This window comes from uncultured Bradyrhizobium sp. (assembly GCF_936928535.1).
GTDB lineage: Bacteria > Pseudomonadota > Alphaproteobacteria > Rhizobiales > Xanthobacteraceae > Bradyrhizobium.
This window is the reverse complement of the sequence record NZ_CAKZHY010000032.1, coordinates 1-19,460: the sequence shown is the minus strand read 5'-3', so window position 1 is coordinate 19,460 and position 19,460 is coordinate 1. Positions and strand designations below refer to the sequence as shown.

21 protein-coding genes and 1 pseudogene are annotated in these 19,460 nt (G+C 64.1%); 14 read left to right on the top strand and 8 right to left on the bottom strand.

The annotated features are described in order from the left end of the window. The 4 genes and pseudogenes from Q0687_RS04150 to Q0687_RS04135 form a co-directional block, all read left to right on the top strand. Positions 1 to 79: pseudogene (locus tag Q0687_RS04150) on the top strand (chemotaxis protein CheW); the annotation flags it as partial. Positions 80 to 151: 72 nt separating this feature from the next. Next, complete coding sequence (locus Q0687_RS04145; protein WP_007600538.1) at positions 152 to 517, top strand: response regulator; 366 nt, start codon at positions 152 to 154, stop codon at positions 515 to 517. A 74-nt stretch (positions 518 to 591) separates the two neighbouring features. Further along, entirely contained in the window at positions 592 to 1,791 is a 1,200-nt protein-coding gene (locus Q0687_RS04140) for a chemotaxis response regulator protein-glutamate methylesterase (RefSeq protein WP_298872610.1), read from the top strand. Continuing rightward, on the top strand, positions 1,788 to 2,660 hold the full coding sequence (locus Q0687_RS04135) for a protein-glutamate O-methyltransferase CheR (RefSeq protein WP_298872608.1): 873 nt from the start codon (positions 1,788 to 1,790) through the stop codon (positions 2,658 to 2,660). Before Q0687_RS04140 ends, Q0687_RS04135 begins: the two co-directional genes overlap by 4 nt. Before the next feature lie 155 nt (positions 2,661 to 2,815). Here Q0687_RS04135 and Q0687_RS04130 read toward each other — a convergent pair whose 3' ends face one another. Both Q0687_RS04130 and Q0687_RS04125 read right to left on the bottom strand, forming a co-directional pair. Continuing rightward, complete coding sequence (locus Q0687_RS04130; RefSeq protein ID WP_298872605.1) at positions 2,816 to 3,976, bottom strand: glutathionylspermidine synthase family protein; 1,161 nt, start codon at positions 3,974 to 3,976, stop codon at positions 2,816 to 2,818. Positions 3,977 to 4,179: 203 nt separating this feature from the next. Then, entirely contained in the window at positions 4,180 to 4,722 is a 543-nt protein-coding gene (locus tag Q0687_RS04125; RefSeq protein WP_298872603.1) for a hypothetical protein, read from the bottom strand. Here Q0687_RS04125 and Q0687_RS04120 point away from each other — a divergent pair. After that, the gene (locus Q0687_RS04120) at positions 4,715 to 5,011 is read left to right on the top strand and encodes a hypothetical protein (RefSeq protein WP_298872601.1); all 297 of its coding nucleotides are present in this window, start codon (positions 4,715 to 4,717) and stop codon (positions 5,009 to 5,011) included. The two genes, Q0687_RS04125 and Q0687_RS04120, sit on opposite strands and share 8 nt — an antisense overlap. Before the next feature lie 114 nt (positions 5,012 to 5,125). Here the strand turns inward: Q0687_RS04120 and Q0687_RS04115 are convergent, their stop codons facing one another. The 5 genes from Q0687_RS04115 to Q0687_RS04095 all read right to left on the bottom strand — a co-directional run bounded on the left by Q0687_RS04115 (position 5,126) and on the right by Q0687_RS04095 (position 7,161). After that, on the bottom strand, positions 5,126 to 5,362 hold the full coding sequence (locus Q0687_RS04115) for a hypothetical protein (protein ID WP_298872598.1): 237 nt from the start codon (positions 5,360 to 5,362) through the stop codon (positions 5,126 to 5,128). Positions 5,363 to 5,400: 38 nt separating this feature from the next. Beyond that, the gene (locus Q0687_RS04110) at positions 5,401 to 5,646 is read right to left on the bottom strand and encodes a hypothetical protein (protein WP_298872595.1); all 246 of its coding nucleotides are present in this window, start codon (positions 5,644 to 5,646) and stop codon (positions 5,401 to 5,403) included. 16 nt (positions 5,647 to 5,662) lie between these two features. After that, positions 5,663 to 5,902: a hypothetical protein gene (locus tag Q0687_RS04105; RefSeq protein WP_298872593.1), complete on the bottom strand. Its 240-nt coding sequence runs from the start codon at positions 5,900 to 5,902 to the stop codon at positions 5,663 to 5,665. A 427-nt stretch (positions 5,903 to 6,329) separates the two neighbouring features. Then, a complete protein-coding gene (locus tag Q0687_RS04100) occupies positions 6,330 to 6,755 on the bottom strand; it encodes a hypothetical protein (protein ID WP_298872590.1) in 426 nt (141 codons plus the stop codon). A 1-nt stretch (position 6,756) separates the two neighbouring features. After that, entirely contained in the window at positions 6,757 to 7,161 is a 405-nt protein-coding gene (locus Q0687_RS04095; protein WP_298872587.1) for a DUF350 domain-containing protein, read from the bottom strand. Between the two features lie 275 nt (positions 7,162 to 7,436). Here Q0687_RS04095 and Q0687_RS04090 point away from each other — a divergent pair, with 275 nt between their 5' ends. Next, a complete protein-coding gene (locus tag Q0687_RS04090) occupies positions 7,437 to 9,254 on the top strand; it encodes a CHAT domain-containing protein (protein ID WP_298872584.1) in 1,818 nt (605 codons plus the stop codon). 75 nt (positions 9,255 to 9,329) lie between these two features. After that, on the top strand, positions 9,330 to 10,913 hold the full coding sequence (locus Q0687_RS04085; protein ID WP_298872581.1) for a hypothetical protein: 1,584 nt from the start codon (positions 9,330 to 9,332) through the stop codon (positions 10,911 to 10,913). A 90-nt stretch (positions 10,914 to 11,003) separates the two neighbouring features. Here the strand turns inward: Q0687_RS04085 and ctrA are convergent, their stop codons facing one another. Further along, entirely contained in the window at positions 11,004 to 11,705 is a 702-nt protein-coding gene (ctrA, locus tag Q0687_RS04080; RefSeq protein WP_008138878.1) for a response regulator transcription factor CtrA, read from the bottom strand. 456 nt (positions 11,706 to 12,161) lie between these two features. Between ctrA and fliI the strand changes: the two genes are divergently transcribed. The 7 genes from fliI to Q0687_RS04045 all read left to right on the top strand — a co-directional run bounded on the left by fliI (position 12,162) and on the right by Q0687_RS04045 (position 19,252). Further along, positions 12,162 to 13,487, top strand: coding sequence for a flagellar protein export ATPase FliI (fliI, locus tag Q0687_RS04075; RefSeq protein WP_128960513.1), 1,326 nt, complete (start codon positions 12,162 to 12,164; stop codon positions 13,485 to 13,487). Positions 13,488 to 13,620: 133 nt separating this feature from the next. After that, complete coding sequence (gene fliJ / locus Q0687_RS04070) at positions 13,621 to 14,040, top strand: flagellar export protein FliJ (RefSeq protein WP_128953708.1); 420 nt, start codon at positions 13,621 to 13,623, stop codon at positions 14,038 to 14,040. Between the two features lie 222 nt (positions 14,041 to 14,262). Next, positions 14,263 to 14,808, top strand: coding sequence for a sigma-70 family RNA polymerase sigma factor (locus Q0687_RS04065; RefSeq protein WP_298872576.1), 546 nt, complete (start codon positions 14,263 to 14,265; stop codon positions 14,806 to 14,808). Between the two features lie 37 nt (positions 14,809 to 14,845). Next, the gene (locus Q0687_RS04060) at positions 14,846 to 15,922 is read left to right on the top strand and encodes an anti-sigma factor (protein WP_298872574.1); all 1,077 of its coding nucleotides are present in this window, start codon (positions 14,846 to 14,848) and stop codon (positions 15,920 to 15,922) included. Between the two features lie 248 nt (positions 15,923 to 16,170). Then, positions 16,171 to 17,130 (top strand): AraC family transcriptional regulator, encoded by a 960-nt coding sequence (locus Q0687_RS04055; protein ID WP_298872572.1) that lies wholly within the window; start codon positions 16,171 to 16,173, stop codon positions 17,128 to 17,130. A gap of 116 nt (positions 17,131 to 17,246) precedes the next feature. Further along, the gene (locus Q0687_RS04050; RefSeq protein ID WP_298872569.1) at positions 17,247 to 18,473 is read left to right on the top strand and encodes an NAD(P)/FAD-dependent oxidoreductase; all 1,227 of its coding nucleotides are present in this window, start codon (positions 17,247 to 17,249) and stop codon (positions 18,471 to 18,473) included. Between the two features lie 143 nt (positions 18,474 to 18,616). Continuing rightward, positions 18,617 to 19,252, top strand: coding sequence for a class I SAM-dependent methyltransferase (locus tag Q0687_RS04045; protein WP_298872565.1), 636 nt, complete (start codon positions 18,617 to 18,619; stop codon positions 19,250 to 19,252). Positions 19,253 to 19,460: the final 208 nt, after the last annotated feature.

The window sequence follows — 19,460 nt, the reverse complement described above, 5'->3', positions numbered from 1 at the left end:
CCGTCTCGACGGCCAGCTCATGGTCGTCCTCGACGTCGATCGCGTCCTCGAGCTCGCGCCCGAGATGATGGCGGCCTGATACGGCGGCACCGCCGCCGACGGTCACGCAATTGGAAGTGCCCCGCACAGGGGATAGGAAGCAGAGGTTCACATGCGTACGTGTCTCGTCGTTGATGATTCCAGCGTCATCCGCAAGGTTGCGCGCCGGATCCTGGAAGGCCTCGACTTCCAGATTCTCGAAGCCGAGGACGGTGAGAAGGCCCTGGAGGCGTGCAAGCGCGGACTGCCCGACGCCGTCCTGCTGGACTGGAACATGCCTGTCATGGACGGCTACGAGTTCCTCGGTCATCTGCGCCGCATGCCTGGCGGCGACCAGCCCAAGGTGGTGTTCTGCACCACCGAGAACGATGTCGCGCACATCGCGCGCGCGCTGCACGCTGGCGCCAACGAGTACATCATGAAGCCGTTCGACAAGGACATCGTGACGGCGAAGTTCCAGGAAGTCGGCTTGATCTGAGCGAACACCGGAGGCTGGACGGCTCCTTCGGCGTTTGTCTTCAACTAAACCGTTTCAGTCTGAGTTGGTGAGTAATGAGTGTGGCGTTCGCAGGTAATTCGACCATGAGCCCGACGCGTGAAGCCGGGCCGCTGCGGGTGATGATCGTCGACGACTCCGTCGTCATACGCGGTCTGATCTCGCGCTGGATCGGAGCCGAGCATGACATGGAGGTTGCGGCGTCGCTGCGCACCGGCCTCGAGGCGGTCAACCAGCTCGAACGCATCAATCCTGACGTCGCCGTGCTCGATATCGAAATGCCCGAGCTCGACGGCATCTCGGCGCTACCGCAACTGCTGGCGAAGAAACGCGATCTCGTCATCATCATGGCTTCGACGCTGACGCGCCGCAATGCAGAGATCAGCTTCAAGGCGCTGTCGCTCGGCGCGGCCGACTACATTCCCAAACCGGAATCGACGCGCGAGACGTCGGCCGCTGATATTTTCCACCACGATCTGATCCAGAAGATCCGTCACCTCGGTGCGCGGCTGCGCCGGAAGCCGGCGGTGGCGAGCCCGCCGCTCGCGCCTGCGAGCCCTGCCGCACCGGCCGCGCGAGCACCGGTTGTTGCGAGGCCTGCCGCGCCCGTGGCCCCGGCCGCGCATGCCCCGTCATCGGGTTCGCTCTCCACGCGACCGTTCTCGACCCAGGCGCCGAAGGTGCTGCTGATCGGCTCCTCGACCGGCGGTCCGCAGGCGCTGATGGCGCTCGTCACCGAGCTCGGCCCGGTGATTGATCGCTTCCCGGTGCTGATCACCCAGCACATGCCGCCGACCTTCACCACCATTCTCGCCGAGCATCTGGCGCGCTCGAGCCGTAAGCCTGCAGCCGAGGCTGTCGATGGCGAGCCGGTGAAGCCGGGGCGCATCTACCTCGCGCCGGGCGGCAAGCACATGCGTGTCGTGCGCAATGGCGCTGAGGCCGCGATCGTGCTCGACGATGGTCCCGCCGTCAATTTCTGCAAGCCTGCGGTCGATCCGCTCTTCACCTCCGCCATCGATGTCTGGCACGGCAACATTCTCTCCGTGATCCTGACGGGCATGGGTTCTGACGGCATGCGCGGCGGCAAGGACATCGTCGCCGCCGGCGGCAGCGTGATCGCGCAGGACGAAGCCTCCAGCGTGGTGTGGGGCATGCCGGGAGCAGCTGCCAACGCCGGCATCTGCGCGGCGATCCTGCCGCTCAACCAGATCGGCGCCAAGGTCAATCGCCTGTTCGCGGGAGACCGCTCGTGACGCCAGCCGATTACGACTATCTGCGCAAGTTCCTGAAGGAACGCTCCGGTCTCGATCTGTCGTCCGACAAACAATATCTGGTCGAGAGCCGGTTGTTGCCGCTGGCCCGCAAGGCGAGCCTTCCTGGCATTCCCGATCTCGTTCTCAAGATCAGGAACGGCGATGGCCGGCTGGCGACCGATGTGGTCGAGGCCATGACCACCAACGAGACGTTTTTCTTCCGCGACAAGATTCCGTTCGATCATCTGCGCGACAGCATCGTGCCCGGCCTGATCCAGGCCCGCGCCGCGCGCAAGTCGCTGCGCATCTGGTCGGCGGCCTCGTCGACCGGGCAGGAGCCCTATTCGATCGCGATGGGCCTGAAGGAGATGGGCGCGGCACTCGCCGGCTGGCGCATCGAGATCGTTGCGACCGACCTCTCGCAGGAAGTGCTGGAGAAGTGCAAGGCCGGCGTCTACAGCCAGTTCGAGGTGCAGCGCGGCCTGCCGATCCAGCTGCTGATGAAATACTTCACGCAGTCTAGCGACGTCTGGCAGCTGAACGCCGATGTCCGTGCGATGGTCCAGTTCCGCCAGCTCAATCTGTTGCAGGACTTCTCCCATCTCGGCACATTCGACGTGATCTTCTGCCGAAATGTGCTGATCTATTTCGACCAGGACACCAAGGCCATGATTTTCGAGCGCATGGCGAAGGCCCTGGAAACCGACGGCACGCTGTTGCTGGGCGCTGCCGAATCCGTCGTCGGCATCACCGATGCGTTCCGTCCGGTCTCCGATCGTCGCGGCCTCTACCAGCTCAACCCGGCGCGGTCCGGCCGCCCCATGGGCGGCTTGATGCCACAGCCGCTGAAGGTCGCCGCGGCGAGGTAAGCCTCTTCCTTCTCCCCTTGTGGGAGAAGGTGGCGCGCCGGATGAGGGGTTTCCCTCCACTTGAGAGATTGGTCATGAGGATAGAGACCCCTCACCCGGCTTCGCTATCGCGAAGCCACCCTCTCCCGCAAGGGGAGAGGGTGAAGAAACATGCCTCACAAAATCGCATGTGGCAGAAACCGCGAGCTGTTGCCCGTGATCGGGCTCTCGTCCTCGCGGATCGAAAGCCCGCAGGGCTGGTGGTTCACCAGCCAGCTTCCGATCACCGGATAGACGCCGGAAAAATTCGGCAGCGGCGACAGCGCCTGGCGCACAAAGCCCTCGGCGCCGTAGGGACCTGCGTGTTCGTCGAGCGATAGTCCGCCAGATACCAGCGTGACATTGGCGCCTTCGCGCGACAGCAGCGGCTTGCGGACATAGGAGCTGCCGAGCTCGGCAGCGCGCGGGTCATCCTCGAAGAACGCCGGCAGCAGATTGGGATGGTTTGGAAACATCTCCCACAAGAGCGGCAAAATGCCCTTGTTGGAGAGCACCCCCTTCCAGGGCGGCTCGATCCAGCGCGTCGGCGCGCCCCTGAGCTTGGCACCGAAAGTATCGTGGAACATCCACTCCCAGGGATAGAGCTTGAAGACCAGCTCCATGTCGTTGTTGTCGAGATCGACGAAGCCGCCGCCCATCTCGCGCCAGCCGATATCTTCAATGTCCAGCAGCGTGGTGGAGAGGCCCGCCTGGCGCGCGGTGTCTTCGAGATAAGCGAGCGTGCCGGCGTCTTCCTCGTTGGCGGAGGTGCCGGTGAGGTGCAGATGCGTGTTCGCGGCAATGTCCTTCCACGCCGCGATCAACCTCTCGTGGATCGAGTTGAACTGGTCGGCGCGCGCGGGAATGATGCGGCGCTCGATCGCCTGCTCGAGCCAGGTCCATTGAAACACTGCGGCCTCGAAGATCGAGGTCGGCGTGTCCGCGTTGTACTCGAGCAGCTTTGCGGGCGCCGCGCCATCGAACTTGAGATCGAGCCGGCCGTAGAGGCTGCGGTCGTCGCGTTCCCAGCTCTCGGCGATGAGGTCCCAAAACGCTTCCGGAATCCTCAGACGTCGCAGGTGCTGCTCGTTGCCGATCACGCGGCCGGCAAGCTCCAGGCACATCGCATCGATTTCGCCGGTCGGCGTCTCGATGTCGCGCTCGATCTCGTCGAGCGTGAAGGCGTAATAGGCGCGCTCGTCCCAATAGCGCTCGCCCTCGATGGTGTGGAAGGCGAAGCCGCATTGTTCGGCAGTTTGTTGCCAGTCGTCGCGCTCCGGGCAGGTGATACGTTGCATCGCTAGCTGCCGCTGTTCCCATGAATGATTTGACCACCGCCCATCATAGTGAGCATGACCCGTCTCCACGTTTCATGGCAATTCATTCTCCGACTCTCTAGCGCTGAACCAACAGTTTCCGCCAGATGCGTGCCTCTCGACAAGCCGGGAGCGATCATATGGCAGGTGGTGCAAGCCTTGATTAGTCCGCACAGCGCGGACAGTCAGAATGTCCGTGCAGGCTGGAAAGTCGAGGACGGGGCTACGCGCGTTGGGGCACGCGGGGCGATTCGAAGCGATGAGCCGGCGAGATTCCCCGGGCCGACGCCGGAAGGTTTGACCGTCGGTACGTTCTTCTTGTGGATTTCGGCATGACCGTATGAGCCGAAATCTCCGCCGGACGATCCTCCGCTGGCCTGGCAACTGCAGGATTTATTGTACCATTGTCCTGTCTGCGGATCATACCACGCGCCGTTCTCCTGAGACGTGGTGTAGGTGGTGCACCGCCAGTGCTGGCCGGCCGGACAGTGCCCTTTCACTGCGTGAGCTGCGGTCGGTATCGCCATAGCAACGCACACGAGCGCGGCATGGATCACGGCGCCGAACGTTGATTGATTTCCGCTTCTCATGAGCTGACCCTCGTGAATGCAGGCAAGGATGCATGCGCGGTCGAGTTGCACGTTGATGTGCGTCAACGGAAGGGAGCTGTCGATGCAGTAGCAGATTGAACGGCAAAGGAGAAAGCTCATGATGCGTGGAATGTTCATCACAGCAATCGCGGTCGCAAGCCTCGCCTGCGCCGTCACATGGAATGAAGCCGGCGCTGCAAGCTCGGCCGGCAACTCAGTGCAGGCCGGAACGCAACAGATCGCGCCGACCCATGCGAAGACCACGAGCAAGACCAAGAGATCGAAGGTCGAGCGCCCGCAGACGAATTGGCTCAATCCGCAACCCGAACCGCCGTCGCCGGCCGGCAACAAGCCCATCCAGGGCGGCAACTGGCTGAACCCGCAGCCGGAGCCGCCGCGGCCGGACACGGCAAAGAAGCTGCACTAACGAGGCGCCGCGTCTCGGCGAGCGAAGTGCCGCGCGGCGCTCATGCGAGAATCGAGAGGGCGCGATGGCCTAGCCGTCGCGCTCTTTCGTTGCGTCCGCATCAATCGCGTCCGTTCAATCGTTGGGGCCGGGCGACTTGGTCGGCTTCACCGTCGGCACGTTCTTCTTGTGGATCTCGGCCTTGCCGCCCCAGGTCGGGCTGCCCGGCGGACTTTCACAATGGCATCGCGGGGGTCGGCTCTTCGGCTCCCGTTCGCAGACTTCAATCATTGGAAATGAGCAGGCCGCTTCCACCGCGGTGGACAGCGACGTCAGCGCGAGCAGCGCCAGGGCCGGCATCATAACACGCATCGTTGCACCTCGATTGTCTGAATCAATCCGGCCAGGGTTCAATCGTTGGGGCCGGTCGACTTGTTCGGCTTTGCGGTCGGCACGTTGTGCTTGTGAATTTCGGCCTTGCCCTGATTGCCCCAGGGCGCGTTGCCCTGCGTCTGGTGGGGCGCGCAATGGCACAGCGGCGGCGGTGACTGCCGACAAACCCGGACATAGCCGGTTGGGCAGGGCCGGGCTTCCGCGGCAGCGGACAGCGATGCCAGTGCGAGCAGGCCAAGGGCTGAAATCTTCAGGATCCGCATGGTTGCGCCTCCAGGTTCAATCATTGGGGCCGGGCGCCTTGTTCGCCTTCACGCTCGGCACGTTCTTCTTGTGAACCTCGGCCGTGCCGCCGCCGCCACCACCCCAACTGGTGCCGGGCGGATAGTCGCATTTGCAGGGTACGGGACGGTTTGGCGGTCGATCGGCCGGTTGCGGCATGCAGACCTGCACCATGCCGGGCGGACACGGACCGGCATGTACAGCGGCAGGCAGGAATGTCAGGGCGACAAGCGCCATTGCAGAGCTCACCAACAGACGCATCGTTTCACCTCGATTGTTGCAGGACATGCGAATCGACGCTCAGTCGTTGGGGCCGGGCGACTTGTTCGCTTTTGCCGTGGGTACGTTCTTCTTGTGAATCTCGGCCTTGCCGCCCCAGGTCGGGCTGCCCGGCGGACCTTCACATCGACACCACGCCGGCGGGCCGGCCGGGGGACGGGTTTTCGACGGCGGCGGGCAGACCTGAACGGTGCCCGGCGGACAGGACTCGGCCTTTACAGCGACTGGCAGCAACGCCAGAGCCAGTAGGACGAGCGCGGAAGTCATCATGATACGCATCGTTGCGCCTTGATCCTTGTTGCCCGTGCGGGCGTACGATTATCAAGGAGACAAGATACAGAACGCGTGCCGGTCCGGATTGACGAGTCTCAAGCTCGAGGCGGCTTTAACTGCCGCCCGAGAAGGCGTGAGCGAACGAGCCGAAGCCGCCGCGGGTGACGCCCCCGGAGCCTCCATCGGACGACCCTCCCGACGAGGAATGACTTGAGGAGTCGCTGCTGTAGAAGCCCGACCGCGACGACCCGTGCGAGCCGCTGCCGCCGGATGAGCTGCTGCTGCAACTGGTGTTGGCCTGCGCAGGCGCCGTTGCGTCGGTGACGGTCGCCCCGGGGACTGACGCCCCGGGAGGCCTGGGATCGCAGTTTCGTCCCGGCATCAACATGAAGGCCGTGGTGCCGACCGCGATCGTCCCCATTACCAGCAGCGCGACATGGCCCGAGCGCTTCACCGGCTCCCGCGGCGGTAGCGGCAGGTCCGCCGGAAGGCGCGGCCGGCGCTTGCCGAAATCCTTAGGTGGAGGCTTGTCAGGCATATCAATAAATCATGCATGCGGCGTTCAGGAGGCCCGCCGCAAGCGAGGACAGCCCGAGCCAGATGGCGGGCGCGAGCTCACCCGCAGCGATCCGTCCCGACAGGTTAGGTACCGGGATCTTGACGATGTAGAACACGGCGACCTGCACGATCAGTGCGATGAAGGCCCAGATCAGGCAGTCCAGCACGTTGGCCGAATGCGCGATCGCGCTGAACAGCGGCGCCACGAAGCCGAGCAGGCTGAGGCCAAGCGCGATCGCTGCGGCAGGGTCGTTGTCGCGGATCAGCTGGAACTCGTTATGCGGCGTGATCCGCGTGTAGACGAACAGATATGCCACTATCGCGATCAGTCCGGTGCAGAAATAGACCAGGAAGGCGGGCAGGCCGGCGAGCGATTGCAGGATCATGGGAAGGTCCGAATGTGACGCCCGCGAATTCTGGCACGAACGCTTAGTCGCCGCACCGACCCGACAGGTTCGATCCCCAGAAACAAACCCCGCTCTGCGGCACGTCCGCGCACCGCACAAAAATTCGGCTCGCATGAGACGTGCTTCACAAATGCGTCTCGAGGTTGTGTGTGATAGTCTCAGGCATTGTTTCGCGGCCGCCCTGATTTTCGATCGGCCGCGCTTATTCGAGGGATGCTGCGTTCAGATCAAGATCTTGTTGAGTGAGGCTCAAAATGCCTGTTGCCGAATACGAAGATTTCGAGCTCGAGATCGGCTCCGATCTGCCCCTGGGTGGAGGCCCTCAGCAATATTACGGCCGTGTCGTCAGGTCGCCGGCCGGCGAGGCGCCGAAGACCCAGGTGAAGTTCTGGTTCTCCGCGCCGGGCGAGCTGGCCAAGCTGCGCGGCGAGCTGGAAAACGCCGTCCTCGAGATCGACGAGAAGAAAAGCCAGGGCCCGACCACGCGCGGCGAGCAGGTGCTGCGCGATTTCGGCCGCGGCGTGTTCCGCAGCGTCTTCACCGACGTGCCGTCGATCCAGCGGATCTATGAGCGCAGCAAGGGCGCGGCGCAGGATCTGAGGATCAAGCTGCGCATCGAGGCCGCCGATCTTGCCGGGTTGCCCTGGGAGTATCTCTACGACGAAGACGATATGCCCGGTTTCGTCAGCCTGACGCGTCCCATCGTACGCTATCTCGAGACTGCGGGCGGCGTCGGCCGGATGGGCGTCAAGGGACCGCTGCGCATTCTCGGCATGATCGCCGATCCCTCGACCAGCGAATGGCCGAAGCTCAACGTCGTCAAGGAGCGCGACCGCATCAACAAGGGCATCGATGCGCTCCAGCACGCAGGCAAGGTGGATTTCCAGTGGGTCCCCGGCGGGACCGGCAAAGACCTGATGAAGAAGCTGCTGGAAGGCGAGTGGCACATCTTCCACTTCATCGGGCATGGCGGGGTCGAGGAAGCCTTGCCCGGCGCGGGTGCCAGCGGCTTCGTCGTGATGGTCGACGAGGACGGCAAGCCGGTGAAGAAGTTCGCCTCCGACCTTGCGATGATGTTGACCGGAGCACGGCGCAGCCTGCGCCTGATCGTCCTCAATTGCTGCGAGAGCGCCAGGATCAATGTCGGTGACCGCTTCGGCAATCCGGCGATCGGCTTGATGAAGACGGGATGGCTGCCGGCCGTGGTGGCGATGCAGTTTCCGATCACCGACAACGCCGCGATCTCGATGTCGGAAGGATTTTACGCCGCGCTCGCCGGCAATCGTCCGATCGACGATGCCGTGACGCTCGCGCGCAAATTCATCCAGGAGAAGTCGAGGGTCGAGTGGGGCATTCCGGTCCTCTACATGCGCTCGCCCGACGGCAGGATCTTCGACGTCGAAGCGCCGCAGCCGCAGGTCCCTCCGCCAGAGGCGGCGCGCGCCTCGAAGGAGCTGCTGCAACAGCGCCGCGACGAGTTCATGGAGGCGCTGCTGATTGCTCCGACGACGATCGAGGCGCTGGAGGACCTGACACGGCGCGGACAGGAGCTGCATGGCCTCTTGGCCGACGATGCCGAGCTCTCGGCCCGGCTCGCAAAGGTCTATTTCGATCTCGGCACGCTCCAGCACAAGCAGAAGCAGATTCCGAAGGCTGCCGCGAGCTTCGCCTACATGCTCAAGCTCGATCCGGCGAAGCCGGAATATTTCGTGCGAAGAGCCAATTTCAACGTCACGGTCGGTCTCTACGAGAATGCGCTGAGCGACATCACCGAGGCGATCAAGCTCAAGCCGAAGAACGCGGAGTTCTACTGGATCAAAGGCATCGTCAGCATGACCGCGGCCGGCACCGACGACAAGCGCGGCTATGTCGAGGAGGCCATCAAGGCGTTCGGCACGGCGATCGCGACCAACGAGAACGAGCCGAAATACCTGGTGTCGCGCGCCAATGCCTATGCCCAGATCAAGGACGCGGTGAAGGCGCAGAACGATATGGACAGCGCGATCGCGTTGGCCCCCGACAATATCGACCTCCTGGTCCAGAAGGCCAAGATGGTCGCCCAGGCTGCCTGATTTTCACGCGGGTGGCCGGATGCCGCTGTGTCCGGCGCGCCTTTCAACAGCGAACCCTAGCAATAGGAGTTCATCGTGTCGCTCGCTCATGTCGTCGACCCCTTGAATGCGATCTTCGAGTCCTTCGGCGGACCGCTCCTGGTCGTGCTGTTCTACTGGTTCCGCTTCCATACGATGAAGGGCACCCGCTCGTTCACGACGCGGCCGCTGTTCCTGTTCGGCCTCGCCGTCTTCATCACGCCGTTCCTGGTGATCTACGCTATTTTGCCCGACACACTTTCGCCGCTCGCTTCGGTCTGGCTGCTGATGTTCGTCTGGCTCGTTCCCGTGGCGCCGAAGGCGTGGCGCAAATTCTGCCAGGAGCTGGCCGGCATCCCCGTCAGCGCGCTCACGCTGCGCGAGGCGCTGGCCGCAGCACCGTTCCAGGTCGATCCGGACGATATGCCGAGCCTGCAGCGCAAGCTGTCCAGGGTCGGCTACCAGGTCGAGGATTTCCGCGCCACGCAATCGACCGCGATCCAGTCGCGGTTCCTGAAGATTTCCGCGCTGATGCTCCATCTGGAGCGCTGGGCCTCCGAGCATCAGGCCTTCATGGAGCGCAACTCCGATCTCTATGCGGAGCTGCTCGCGGTCTATGACGCGCTCTGCTTCCGCACCGTCCGCGTGCTCAAGAGCAGTGCCGAGATCTACGGTGCGATCATGGAGGACAGTCATGTCGAGCCTGATGACTGGCAGGCGCTCGACAAGCTCTCGACCCGCCATACCCTGGTCAGCCAGCTTCAGCTCGCCGCCCAGACCGCGGCCGGATGCATGCTCGAGGATCTGCGCAAGGACATGGATTCGCTACTCAACAATCTCCTGCTGTTCGCGGCGCGCGCCGCGCTCGCCGGTGAATGGACGTTCGGGCGCAGCAGGCAGCGGCTTGGCGCGATCGGCTTCACGCTGGAGCCGGCCCCGCCCGGCATCGCGAAATTCGTGGCGGTCGCGGCGGGCTTCGGTTTCGTCTGGTGCCTGGCCTGGCTGCTCGGGTCGGGCAAGATCGTCCACATGCCCGGCGACCAATATGTCGGCATGATGCGGACGCTGCTGATGACGCCGCTGTACCTCATCGTGAACTTCTGGCTGGTCTATTACTTCAAGCGGCAATACGCCTTCGCGAACGAGAACATCTTCGGCCGGCTTCCTATTGGTTTCATCCTGACTGTCGGCCTGTGGGGTGCGCTGATCCTTTTTCCGGTCCAGGCCGCGTTCGACTTCTACCAGTTTCCACAAAAGCCCTATCTCGACGTGGTCCTGCGCGGGCTGCCGATTCTGATCTTCCCTTGGGGAATCGCGGCGATGGCGGCGCTGCTGGTGCAGGACTCCACCTGGGGCAAGCGGTCGCGCAAGACGCGGCGGATGCGCGATGGCCTCGTCTTCGGCGGCGGCATGACGGTGCTGCTGTGGGTGCTGCTGGCGATTCACCAAGTCAGCCCGATGCCGGTGATGGATGTCGTCGACAACGTCTCCGGCTGGACGTTCGTCTGGTCCTTCGTGCTGCCGACCTTCGCATTCGGCTTCATCATCGGCTATTCGTTGATGGCCTGGCTGCGCGAGACCGCCGCGCGCGTTCCGGTCAAGAGCACAGCTCTCGCAAGTCCTGCGCTTGTCGGCGCCTGACGTAGCCCAAAAAAACAAAACCCCGCCATTTGCGGCGGGGGCCAGGCTGGGAGGAGCGAGCCCGATAGGGCTCGCGACGTAAACGTGAGATCAGGCGGGGATGCGCTCTTCGTGCTCGTGCGGCTCGCGCAGCACGTAGCCGCGGCCCCACACGGTCTCGATGAAGTTGCGTCCCTCGGAAGCGTTGGCGAGCTTCTTGCGGAGCTTGCAGATGAAGACGTCGATGATCTTCAGCTCGGGCTCGTCCATGCCGCCATAGAGGTGGTTGAGGAACATTTCCTTGGTGAGGGTGGTACCCTTGCGGAGCGAGAGCAGCTCCAGCATCTGGTACTCCTTGCCGGTCAGGTGCACGCGCTGGCCACCGACTTCGACCGTCTTGGTGTCGAGGTTGACCACGAGGTCGCCGGTCTGGATGACCGACTGGGCGTGACCCTTGGAGCGGCGCACGATCGCGTGGATGCGGGCAACCAGCTCGTCCTTGTGGAAGGGTTTGGTCATGTAGTCGTCGGCGCCGACGCCGAGACCCTTGACCTTGTCCTCGATGCCGGCGAGGCCGGAGAGGATCAGGATCGGTGTCTTGATCTTGGAGACCCGAAGCTGCTTGAGCACGTCGTAGCCGGACATGTCGGGCAGGTTAAGGTCGAGAAGGATAATGTCGTAATCGTATAATTTACCGAGATCGACGCCTTCTTCCCCCAAATCGGTCGTGTAGACGTTGAAGCTCTCAGACTTCAGCATCAGCTCGATCGACTGCGCGACGGCGCTGTCATCTTCAATCAGCAAAACGCGCATGCCAGTTCCCCATAGTCGCCGCTCCTGGGCGTCAGGTCGGCCGCATTCGCGGCACTCAACAAAACGCCTTTGAACAACTGATTCGGATCCTGACAACAGATGGTTAACAAATCCTGATTCTGGAACGCAAGTCCCCCGGGTGCAATTTTTGTCGAATCGCCCTAAGGTCTTGCGCGCGAAGCAGCTTTCGTTATCCGGCTCCGTTCAAGTTCCACTTTAAGAGACGGGCCTAACCGACTCCCGCGACTCAGCCTTCTTCTGAAGGGGAGCCACGCTCAGTCACAAAGACAGTGACGCAATGATTAACGATGCGGGTAAACACCAAGTTAAGCGCCGTTCAGAAATATGGCGAAATTTAAGGGTTTCCCCGTGAGAGCCCGGATTTCGCAGGCGGCACCTTAATGGCCACCTCAGTGAAGGCTCTCGTGAAGGCGCGCTCTCCATGAAGGTTGCTCTATGAAAGCCCTTGCCGAACAGATCGGCGATATCGACGGCATCAATATCTATGGCCGCGTGGTTGGCGTTCGCGGGCTGATGGTCGAGGTGGCCGGCCCGATCCACGCGATGTCGGTCGGCGCGCGCCTCGTCATCGAGACAGGCGCCAACCGTTCGATCCCTTGCGAGGTGATCGGCTTCTCCGGCAGCAACGCGGTGGTGATGCCGTTCGCCGGCCTCGACGGCGTGCGCCGCGGCTGCAAGGCCGTGATCGCCAATGCCGCCAATCAGGTGCGTCCGTCGCCGGCCTGGCTCGGCCGCGTCGTCAATGCGCTGGGCGAGCCGATCGACGGCAAGGGGCCGTTGCCGCAAGGCGCCTCGCCGATGCCGTACCGCAATTCGCCGCCGCCGGCGCATTCGCGCAAGCGTGTCGGCGCGCCGCTCGATCTCGGCGTGCGCGCCATGAATACGTTCCTCACCTGCTGCCGCGGCCAGCGCATGGGCATCTTCGCCGGCTCCGGCGTCGGCAAGTCGGTGCTGCTGTCGATGCTCGCGCGCAACGTCGACGCCGCCGTCAGCGTCATTGGGCTGATCGGCGAACGCGGCCGCGAGGTTCAGGAATTCTTGCAGGACGACCTCGGCGAGGAGGGGCTCGCGCGCTCCGTCGTCGTGGTTGCGACCTCCGACGAGCCGGCCCTGATGCGGCGGCAGGCGGCGTATCTGACGCTCGCCGTCGCCGAATATTTTCGCGACGAGGGCCAGGACGTGCTCTGCCTGATGGACTCCGTGACGCGCTTTGCCATGGCGCAGCGCGAGATCGGCCTGTCCGCCGGCGAGCCGCCGACCGCCAAGGGCTATACGCCGACCGTCTTCACCGAGTTGCCGAAGCTCTTGGAGCGCGCCGGCCCGGGCCTCGGGGAGGGCGCCATCACCGCGATCTTCACGGTGCTGGTCGACGGCGACGACCACAACGAGCCGATTGCGGACGCCGTCCGCGGCATCCTCGACGGTCACATCGTGATGCAGCGCTCGATCGCCGAGCGTGGCCGCTATCCCGCCATCAACATCCTCAAATCGGTCTCCCGCACCATGCCGAAATCGGCCGACCCGCAGTTCTGGCCTGTCATCCAGAAGGCGCGGGCGGTGATGGCGACTTACGCCGATATGGAAGAGCTGATCCGGCTCGGGGCCTACCGGGCCGGCTCCAGCCCCGAGGTCGACGAGGCGATCCGCCTGCACGAGCCGCTGGAAGCCTTCCTGCGTCAGCGCAAGGACGAAAATGCCTCGCTGGCCGACGGCTACCGCCAGTTGGCGCAAATCCTCGGTAATTTGGAAACGGAACGCTAACTTTGTCCCGTCATCATCCCTTCCCACAGAGTAGCAGAGCCGGTCTTGGCCTCGACGGGGCCAGTGGGGAGACCGGTGCCGTCCCAATGTGTGTATGTCTTGCAGCCAAGGGACTTCTGGGGAGTACGAGTCGATGAAGTCACGTGATACCCTCATCCGCCTGAAGAAGTTTCAGGTCGACGAGAAGCGCCGCCGGGTCGCCCAGATCGAGTCCATGATCGCCGACTTCCAGCGGATGTCGACCGATCTCGATCGCGAGATCCAGACCGAGCAGGACCGCGCCGGGATCAACGACCCCGCGCATTTCGCCTATCCGACCTATGCCAAGGCCGCCATCCAGCGCCGCGAGAACCTGACCCGCTCGGCCGACGAGCTCAAGGGCCAGCTCGAGGAAGCCAAGGCCGCGCTCGGCGAGGCTTTCGAGGAGCTGAAGAAGGTCGAGCTGCTGGACGAGCGCGACCAAGCCCGCGAGCGCGCCGAGGAAAATGCCCGCGAGCAGGCTGATCTCGACAGCATCGGCCTGATGCGCTCCCGGATCGGCGCCGTCGCGTAAGCGGCTGCCAGCGGTCAAAACATCACAGAATTTGCGAGCCCGGACCCGCAAGGTCCGGGTTTTTGCGTGTCCTGTCCACAGCGCGGCGCGCCGCCTCTTGGTGACGGGCTCGGCCGCGCGCTATGGTGGCGGCAGTGAATGCTGTGCCAGCGATGGCGGTGTCCACCTCTCCCTTGGGGGAGGTGAAGAGGGAAGCGACGGGGCGGCGCATTGGGGGGCTTAATGCTGACGCCAGCAGAGCTGGTCGGGCTGATTGAGGCGGTGGCGGGGCGCGACCAGGCCGCGTTCGAGCGCCTTTACGCCGCCACGCGCGCGAAACTCTATGGCGTCGTGCTCCGTATCTTGCGCCGACAGGATCTCGCAGAGGAGGTCATTCAGGAGACCTACGTCAAGATCTGGAACAGTGCCGGCCAGTTCAATCCGCAGCTGTCCTCACCGATCACGTGGATGGCGTCGATCGCACGCAACCGCGCCATCGACGTCGTCCGCAAGAAGACGGAGGTTTCCCTCGAGGAGGAGCCGCAGGCGATGGAAGTCGCTGCCGACAGTCCCGATCCCCTGGCGCGCCGGGAGATGTCGGAGGAGCTGAAGCGGCTGCTGGAATGTATTGGCCGGCTCGAGCCGGACCGCCAGCGGCTCGTGCTTCTTGCCTATTACAACGGCTGGAGCCGCGAGCAATTGGCGGAGAAATTTGCAGCTCCCGTCAACACGGTGAAGACGTGGCTGCGGCGCAGCATGTTGGATATCCGGGAGTGCCTCGGACTGTGAGGGCTTGGATGATGAGGGTGGCGTTGGACTGCAATTGATGGCCTACAGCGAGGACCATATCGCGCGCGCCGCGGAATATGCGCTCGGCACACTCGATGCCGACGAGCGCGCGCAGGTCGCGTCCATGATGGCGGTGGACCAGGAGTTCGCCGCTGTCGTGCAGGCCTGGCAATTCCGGCTCGGCGTCCTCAACCAGATGGTCGGCACGATCGAGCCGCGACCGATCGTGTGGGAGAACATCAAGCGCGACATCGCACAGGCGGAATCGACAAAGGATTCGACGCAAGGCTCGCTCGAGGCGCCGCCGGTGCTGTTGGATGCGCCGCCACCGCCATTGCCGGAGCTCTCTTCCTCGGAGCCTTCATCGTTCGAGCCTTCATCTGAAGAGCGGCCAGCGCAGCAAGCTCCTTCGTCGGACGCGCAGCCGCCGGCGCCGCCCGACTCCGATGTCATTCCTGACATCGCGCCGCAATTCATTCCGCAGACCCATGCGCCCGACCCGCGTATTGTCCCTTTGACGCAGGCGCCTGCTGTCGACGACACCAAGGTCATCTATCTCGAAAGCCGCGTGAAGCGCTGGCGCAATGTTGCTTCCGCCGTGGCTGCGCTTGCGGCCGCGCTGCTGGTCACGCTGTCGCTCCAGATCCTCTCGCCCGATGCGCTGCCGAGTGTGCTGCGGCCGGCGCCGCGCATCCAGACGGTCGAGGTTAGGGCACCGCAGGCGCCATCGTCCCTGCCTGCACAATATGTCGCGCTGTTGCAGGGCCAGAGCGGGGGCCCCGCCTTCATCCTCACCATCGATGGTGCGACCAAGAACTTCACGGTGCGCAAGGTCGGCGCGACGCCGGAGCCGGGCAAGAGCTTTGAGCTCTGGCTGATCTCCGACAAGCTGCCACGCCCGCGTTCGCTGGGCGTGATCGGAAGCGGCGACTTCACGGCACGTCCGGTGCTGGCGGGCTACGACGCCGACCTCGTCAACGGCGCGACCTACGCGGTCACCGTCGAGCAGCCGGGCGGCTCGCCCAGTGGTCAGCCGACCTCTGCGCCGGTATTTTCCGGCAAGCTGATCGAGACCGTGCCGCCGTCCCAGCCGCAGGCGCCTGCAAAGAAGTAGCTCTCCAAGGTCGTCCTGGCTCCCGTGCGCAATAGCGCACCAGGCCAGGACGACCTTATGGGGGCATCGCAATTCCAAAGGCGCTAGCCTCGCATTCTTGTCGCCATGGTCCATTTTACCGTCGCAATCCGACAAGTCCCGCCAAATCCCGCAGCCGATTTGAACCTCCGTCCATTCCGCGGCGTCAAATGCCCGGAATTTGCAGTCGGCACGGCCGATCATGGTGCCGGGAAGGGGCTAGAAATCAGATGGATGCAGCCAAGCCGCCGGGCATTCTTGTCCACCAATATGCAGGCCTGCCGCAGGGGCCGGCGTTCGAACATTGGCGCGACAGGGCCCTTGGGGCCTGCGGCCTCGAGATCGGGCCGAGCCAGGGCGACAGCATCGATTGCCGGTTGCAGGTCAGCGTGGTCGACAACATCACACTCGCCATTCCCGAAGGGGCCTCCGCGCAATATTCGCGCACGCAGAGCGGCCTCGCCGACGGCAGCGATGATCTCGTGCTAATCGCGGCCCATGCCGGCCTCGTCAATGTCCGGCAGAACGGGCATGCTGTCGACCTCGCGCCGGCGCAGATGGTGCTGGCCGACATGCGTATCACCGGCAGCGTCGGTCACACCGACGAGAACCGATTCACCACCATCCGCATGCCGCGCCGCGCGCTGCTCGACATCAATCCGCGCGCCGAGGAAAAGCTGTCGCAGGTGCTGTCGGACGGCGCCGTCGCCGAAACCATCTTCCGCTATCATGCGCTTGCCGCGCATCAAGCGCCGCATCTCGACGCCGTCGGCCAGCGCCTGACCGCGCAGCACATGGTCGATCTCGTCGGCCTGCTGCTCGGCACTGACGCAGAGCATGCCGCGCTCGCGCGCGGTCGCGGGCATGCCGCCGCCCGTCTCGATCTCATGCGCGCCGACGTGATGGCCGCGCTCGGGCGCAACGATCTCTGTCTGTCCGAGGTCGCAACCCGCTCGGGCCTCAGTCCGCGCCAGGCGCAGCGGCTGTTCGAGCAGGCCGGCACCACCTTCACCGAATTCGTGCTGGAGCAGCGCCTGCTGCTGGCGCGAAAGCTGCTCGGCGATCCCCGCGCGCGGGCACGCAAGATCAGCGACATCGCGCATTCCTCGGGTTTCTCCGATCTGTCCTATTTCAATCGCGCCTTCCGCAAGCGCTTTGGCGCGACGCCGTCGGAACTGCGCGAGGCCTGAGGGCCGGACTTGTGCTGCGCCGCTTGCGGCCGCATTTGGTCGATCCGTCTGAATGAGCTATATTTGCGCGTGCGGGGCGGATCACCGGGTCCCTGGAAGCAGCGAAGTCAACGGACATGGCGCGTATCGTCGTGCTTGGCGCCGGGTTTGCGGGCCTATGGGCGGCCATCGGCGCCGCGCGCATGCGCGAGATGATCGGTGATGCCGGCCGCGACATCGAAATCCGCCTCATCGATCGCAATCCCTACCACAACATCCGCGTCCGCAATTACGAGGTCGATCTCAGCGAGGTCGCGCTGCCGCTGTCGCAGCTGCTTGATCCGATCGGTGTCGCCCACGGAATCGGCGAGATCGAAGCGGTCGATCCAGGGCGGCGCCTGATCTCGCTTGTCACGCGCAACGGCGAGGAGACGCTGAGCTACGATCGTCTCGTGCTCGCGCTCGGTAGTGAGGTGATGCGGCCGGATATTCCTGGTCTCGCCGAGCACGCCTTCGACGTCGACACCTATGCCGCGGCGCTGCGCCTCGAAGGTCATCTCATCTCGCTCGGCCGCAGCGCGCCGTCGCCGGGACGGTCGACGGTCGTGGTGGTGGGCGCGGGCTTTACCGGTATCGAGGTTGCCGCCGAAATGCCGGAGCGCTTGATGCGCGCCGGCGTCACCGGCAGCCGCCGCATCATCCTGGTCGATCATAATCCCACGATCGGTGCGACGATCGGTGCGGAAGCGCGTCCCGTCATCGCAACGGCCTTGTCCTCGCTCGACGTCGAGACGCGGCTCGGGGTGCGCGTCGCGTCGGTCGAGGCGTCAGGTGTTCGCCTGAACTCGGGCGAATTCATCCAGGCGCAGACGGTGATCTGGTGCGCAGGCATGCGCGCGAGCCGGCTTACCGAAAACTTTCCGGGCGCGCGCGATCGCCTCGGGCGCCTGCTGGTCGATCCCTTCATGCGGCTCGCGGATCTGCCCGGAATCTTCGCCGCGGGCGATGTTGCCTCCAGCGTGGTCGACGGCTTGCACCCAACCGTGATGTCCTGCCAGTTCGCCCGTCCGATGGGACGCTTCGCCGGCCACAATGTGGTGGCTGATCTGGTCGGCCAGCCGCTGCTGCCGCTGCGGATCGACTGGTACGTCACCGTGCTCGATCTCGGCAGCTGGGGCGCGCTGTACACCGAAGGCTGGGATCGCGAGGTGCGGACAACAGGCGAGGCTGCCAAGGCAACCAAGCAGATCATCAACCGCAAGCGTATCTACCCGCCGCTCTCCGGCAGCAAGGACGATTTGTTCGCCGCCGCCGCGCCGACGGTGCAGGCGCCGCCTCCGACTTATGGGACGCAGCGTCGTTGAGCCGGGACCGTTGCAGACTTGCGCGGCTTCGGGTTATGCCCGCGCTGACTGAAGCCGGCACATAGCTGGATGGTCACACGGCCGTACACGGCACGTTGCCATTTTGCGAGGTTCCCCTGGCACATCTTGACGCGATCCGAGAGATGCGAAGGAAGCTGGCCGCTGACGGCCCGCCATGGGTCCGTGCGGCCGACGATTTCGCGACCGTGACGCTGCCGGAATGCGACTGCGACGCCGTTCGCAATCTACTGATTGCCGAGAGACCTGCCGCGGTCATAGAGATCGGCCTTGCTTATGGCAGCTCCGCGCTGGCGATCGGCGAGGCGCTGATTTCAGTCGGCGGTAATAGGCACGTCATTATCGATCCGTTCCAGGACAGTGAGTTTCGCGACTCGGGTTGGGAGGCGATCCGCTCGGCCCAATTGGATGGCATCGCGGTGTTGTTGAGGGAACGATCCCAGATCGCGTTGCCGCGTCTTGCCGCGGAGGGGATGTCGGTGGATGCGGCATTCGTCGACGGCAGCCATCTGTTTCACAATGTATTTGTCGACCTGTTTTATCTGCAGACGATCGTACGGCCCGGCGGGCTGGTCATTCTCGACGACCATTGGTGGCCAGGGGTTGCTACGGCGGCTCGCTATTACGAGACCAATCTTGGCTGGCGCCCCCATGGGCCCCTGAACGGCACACCGGGAAGATTGCATGCGCTGCGGTTGCCCGATGCTCCGGTGACGCCGAATTTCAAGGAGCTGACCCCGTTTTGGCCCGGAGCAACGTGACAGCTTGAAGCGGCAGCGCGAGTCCGGTTGTGAAGGCGCGACCAGGATCGCTGGCTCGCCGGTCACCTCGTCTACAGCTCGGGTGAGACGAGCCGCGAGTGTGCGAACGTGCTATGGAGATGAGAATGCGAAGCGATGCGCGTGCCCCAAACACCGTCATTGCGAGCGTAGTGTTCAGTCCGGAGACATGACTGACAGGTGTTCGGAG

Bases quoted from the DNA above. Each gene is read 5' to 3' on its own strand.
- Q0687_RS04110 (WP_298872595.1), bottom strand. From the start codon at position 5,646: ATGCGGATCCTGAAGATTTCAGCCCTTGGCCTGCTCGCACTGGCATCG.
- Q0687_RS04100 (WP_298872590.1), bottom strand. From the start codon at position 6,755: ATGCCTGACAAGCCTCCACCTAAGGATTTCGGCAAGCGCCGGCCGCGC.
- Q0687_RS04045 (WP_298872565.1), top strand. From the start codon at position 18,617: ATGCGAAGGAAGCTGGCCGCTGACGGCCCGCCATGGGTCCGTGCGGCC.
- Q0687_RS04120 (WP_298872601.1), top strand. From the start codon at position 4,715: ATGTTCATCACAGCAATCGCGGTCGCAAGCCTCGCCTGCGCCGTCACA.
- Q0687_RS04065 (WP_298872576.1), top strand. From the start codon at position 14,263: ATGCTGACGCCAGCAGAGCTGGTCGGGCTGATTGAGGCGGTGGCGGGG.
- fliJ (WP_128953708.1), top strand. From the start codon at position 13,621: ATGAAGTCACGTGATACCCTCATCCGCCTGAAGAAGTTTCAGGTCGAC.
- Q0687_RS04105 (WP_298872593.1), bottom strand. From the start codon at position 5,902: ATGGCGCTTGTCGCCCTGACATTCCTGCCTGCCGCTGTACATGCCGGT.
- Q0687_RS04055 (WP_298872572.1), top strand. From the start codon at position 16,171: ATGGATGCAGCCAAGCCGCCGGGCATTCTTGTCCACCAATATGCAGGC.
- Q0687_RS04115 (WP_298872598.1), bottom strand. From the start codon at position 5,362: ATGCGTGTTATGATGCCGGCCCTGGCGCTGCTCGCGCTGACGTCGCTG.
- fliI (WP_128960513.1), top strand. From the start codon at position 12,162: ATGAAAGCCCTTGCCGAACAGATCGGCGATATCGACGGCATCAATATC.
- Q0687_RS04095 (WP_298872587.1), bottom strand. From the start codon at position 7,161: ATGATCCTGCAATCGCTCGCCGGCCTGCCCGCCTTCCTGGTCTATTTC.
- Q0687_RS04090 (WP_298872584.1), top strand. From the start codon at position 7,437: ATGCCTGTTGCCGAATACGAAGATTTCGAGCTCGAGATCGGCTCCGAT.
- Q0687_RS04050 (WP_298872569.1), top strand. From the start codon at position 17,247: ATGGCGCGTATCGTCGTGCTTGGCGCCGGGTTTGCGGGCCTATGGGCG.
- Q0687_RS04130 (WP_298872605.1), bottom strand. From the start codon at position 3,976: ATGCAACGTATCACCTGCCCGGAGCGCGACGACTGGCAACAAACTGCC.
- Q0687_RS04145 (WP_007600538.1), top strand. From the start codon at position 152: ATGCGTACGTGTCTCGTCGTTGATGATTCCAGCGTCATCCGCAAGGTT.
- ctrA (WP_008138878.1), bottom strand. From the start codon at position 11,705: ATGCGCGTTTTGCTGATTGAAGATGACAGCGCCGTCGCGCAGTCGATC.
- Q0687_RS04125 (WP_298872603.1), bottom strand. From the start codon at position 4,722: ATGAACATTCCACGCATCATGAGCTTTCTCCTTTGCCGTTCAATCTGC.
- Q0687_RS04060 (WP_298872574.1), top strand. From the start codon at position 14,846: ATGGCCTACAGCGAGGACCATATCGCGCGCGCCGCGGAATATGCGCTC.
- Q0687_RS04140 (WP_298872610.1), top strand. From the start codon at position 592: ATGAGTGTGGCGTTCGCAGGTAATTCGACCATGAGCCCGACGCGTGAA.